Raw genomic sequence first — 3,801 nt, forward strand, 5'->3', positions numbered from 1 at the left:
CCGCGGCCCCCGACCCAACCCACCCACACCAAACTCAGGAACCGGCAGAACACCCCGGTCCAACTTCCCATTCGGCGTCAACGGCAACCCCTCCAACACCACAAAAGCCGACGGCACCATATAATCCGGCAAACGCTCACCCACAAAACCGCGCAGAACAGCCGTATCAAGAACCCCGGTGCCGTCCGCCGTGGGGACCACGTAGGCCACGAGGCGTTTGTCACCCGGCTGATCCTCACGCACGATCACCACGACCTGGGCCACGTCCTCATGCCCGGCCAGCACCGCCTCGACCTCACCCAACTCGATACGGAAACCCCGCACCTTCACCTGAGCATCCGCACGCCCCACGAACTCCAGAACACCATCGGCGTTCCATTTGGCAAGGTCGCCGGTCCGATACATCCGCGACCCCGACGGACCGAACGGATCCGCGACAAACCGCTCCGCCGTCAGCCCCGCACGCCCCACATATCCCCGAGCCAATTGCGCACCCGCTATATACAACTCACCCGCAACACCCACCGGCACCGGACGCAACCCGGCATCCAAAACGTACACGCGCATGTTGCCGAGTGGACGTCCAATCGGCGGCGGTTGGTCCTCGGACCTAATAGCCCTGTCTATCTCGATAGCCGTAGTGATAACCGTGGCCTCGGTCGGGCCATACGTATTCCACATGCGCGCGCCCGGCGTCCAGCGGCTTGCCTGGTCAGCGGTCAGCAGCTCAGCGCCCAGAACCCAATTCTTCACACCCGGCAGAGCAGCCGGATCCAACACCCCGATCAGAGAGGGAACGACACTCGCCACGCTCACCCCGGTGCTCCTGACCATCTCGGCCAGCCTGTCCGGCTCGGAGCGTTCCTCCGTCGACGCAATGGCCAACGTCCCGCCGGCAGCCAACGTAACCGCCACGTCCAACACCGACGCATCAAAGCTGAACGACGCGAACTGCAAGGCTGCAGTGCCTTGGTGGACTCCCAGGACCGGCCGCATCACCTCAGCCAGGTTCGCCACGCCTCGGTGCGGAACAGCCACACCCTTCGGACGCCCCGTTGAACCCGACGTGTAGATCACATAGGCAAGCTGGTCCGGTTCGACCATCACGTCCGGCTCATCGGACAGAGCCGGACTCTCCTCCTCGAATTCATCGAGCAGCAGTACGTGTACCGAGTCCAGCGGCACTGCTTTCAACGTCTCGGGGGTCCCCAGCACCGCCACGGCTCCGCTGTCAGTCACCATGTAAGCCAGGCGATCAACGGGGTACTCCGGATCCAGCGGAACGTACGCGCCGCCTGCCTTCCAGACCGCCAGCAACGCCACGACCATGTCCAAGCCCCGGGGGAGACACAGACCCACCACGCGCTCGCGGTCCACCCCCAGTCCCATCAAGCGCCTGGCAAGTCGATTCGCCCGCAGGTTGAGCTCGGCATAGCTGAGCTCAACACCATCACTGCTGACGGCGATGGCTTCGGGGCTGCGGGCCACCTGGGCGGCAACCAGCTCGGGGAGGGTCGCGTCCGGCACCTCTCGGGTGGTGTCGTTCCACTCCAGGAGGATCCGGCGACGCTCAGCAGCGCTCAGTACATCGATCTCGCGGATCGGCTGGTCGGGGTCGGCTACGGCCGCTTCCAGCAGCCGTGCCAGCCGCTCCGCCAACTCCTGTGCCGTGTGGCCGTCGAAAAGGTCGGTCCGGTAGTCCAACTGGCCTGTCAGCCCAGCAGGGGTCCCGTCGGCGGTGTGGGTTTCGCCCAGGCTGAAGGACAGGTCGAACTTCGCCACCACGCCACTCACGGGTTCAGCTTCCGCGTGGATACCGGGCAGGTCGAGGTCCGGGCGGACATTGTTCTGGAACGACAGCATCACCTGGAACAGCGGATGCCGGGCCATCGACCGAGCCGGATTGAGGATCTCCACCAGCTGCTCGAAAGGGACGTCCTGATGCGCGAACGCCGCCAGGTCCGCCTCCCGCACCCGCTCCAGGATCTGCCGGAAACTCGGGTCACCCGACACATCCGTGCGCAGTACGAGTGTGTTGACGAAGAACCCGACCAGCTCATCGAGGGCGTCGTCAGTGCGGCCGGCCACCGGAGTGCCGAGCGGGATGTCGTCACCGGCACCCATCTTCGACAGCAACACGGCCAGCGCGGCCTGCACCGCCATGAACACACTCGCCCCGCACCCACGCGAAACCTCGACCAACCGCGCATGCACCTCAGCCGGTACATGCAGCGCCACCGAACCACCCACATGCGACGCCACCGCCGGACGCGGGAAGTCCACCGGCAACTCCAACTGCTCCGGCAGGTCCTGAAGTGCCTCCGTCCAGTACGCGACCTGACCGGCGATCACACTGTCCGGATCGTCCTCACCGCCCAACACCTCACGCTGCCACAACGTGTAATCCGCATACTGCACCGGCAACGGCGACCAGACCGGCGCCCTGCCCTCACACCGCGCCGCATACGCGATCGACAGATCCCGAGCCAACGGAGCCATCGACCAACCGTCCGCGGCAATGTGATGGACCACCACGACCAGTACGCACTCGTTCTCGGCCTGCTGGAGAACGCGCACCCGCCACGGCAGCTCACGCTCCAGATCAAACCCCGTGCCGGCGACAGCAGCCACCACCCCAGCAACCCGCTCGGCAGTGACCGACTCCACCAAGACATCAGGTACACCCGCAGGTCCGTCCAGCACCACCTGCCTCGGCTGTCCCCCATCGTCCTGCAGGACGACGGTGCGCAGACTCTCGTGCCGCCCCGCCACATCACCCAGCGCCGCCCGCAACGCCCCCACGTCCAGCACTCCGGACAACCGCAACGCCAAGGGAATGTTGTAGGTCGCGGACGGGCCCTCCAACTGGCCCAGAACCCAGAGCCGGCGCTGTGCGAACGACAACGGCAGCCGCTCCGGGCGCTCACGCACCCCCAACCGCTCCCGAACCCGACCACCCTCGTCGAGTCGGTCGATCAGTCCGGCGACGGTCGGGGCTTCGAACAGGGCCCGGATGCTCGCCTCGACGCCCAGCGAGGAGCGGATGCGGCTCACCAGGCGTGTCGCGAGGAGGGAGTGACCGCCGAGGTCGAAGAAGCTGTCGTCGATCGAGACGGAGTCGGAGACGACGCCCAGGACCTCGGCGAACAGGCCGCACAGGACTTCCTCGCGGGGTGTGCGGGGAGCCCTGCCGACGGTGTGCGGGGTGAAGTCGGGTGCTGGCAGGGCCCGCCGGTCCAGCTTTCCGTTCGGGGTCAGCGGCAGCCCGTCCCCAGTCCCGTCTCCGTCCAGGGTGACGAAGGCGGAGGGGATCATGTAGTCGGGGAGTTGCCCGGCCAGGTGGCCGCGCAGAACTGCCGGATCGGGGGTGGCGTCCGCCGTGGGGACGACGTAGGCGACCAGGCGTTTGTCGCCCGGCTGGTCCTCACGCACGATCACCACGGCCCGGGCCACATCCTCGTGGCCGACCAGCACCGCCTCGACCTCACCGGGCTCGATACGGAAACCCCGCACCTTCACCTGGGCGTCGGCGCGGCCCAGGAACTCCAGGACCCCGTCAGCGTTCCACTTCGCACGGTCACCGGTGCGGTACATCCGCGAGCCCTCCGAACCGAACGGGTCCGCGACGAACCGCTCCGCCGTCAGACCCGCACGACCCAAATACCCCCGGGCCAACTGCGCACCCGCCACATACAGTTCACCCGCAACACCGACCGGTGACGGCGACAGCCCGCCGTCGAGCACGTACACGCGGGTGTTCCACATCGGACGGCCGATCGGCACCGCCCCCGACGACAACAG

General features: G+C 66.9%; 1 protein-coding gene. It reads right to left on the reverse strand.

Going from position 1 to position 3,801, the window contains the following annotated elements; translation table 11 throughout:
* Positions 1 to 3,801: amino acid adenylation domain-containing protein (locus tag ACWCPF_RS45230; RefSeq protein ID WP_451050997.1), on the reverse strand; the 3,801-nt coding region annotated here is incomplete at both ends.

Source organism: Streptomyces sp. NPDC001858, from assembly GCF_053594615.1.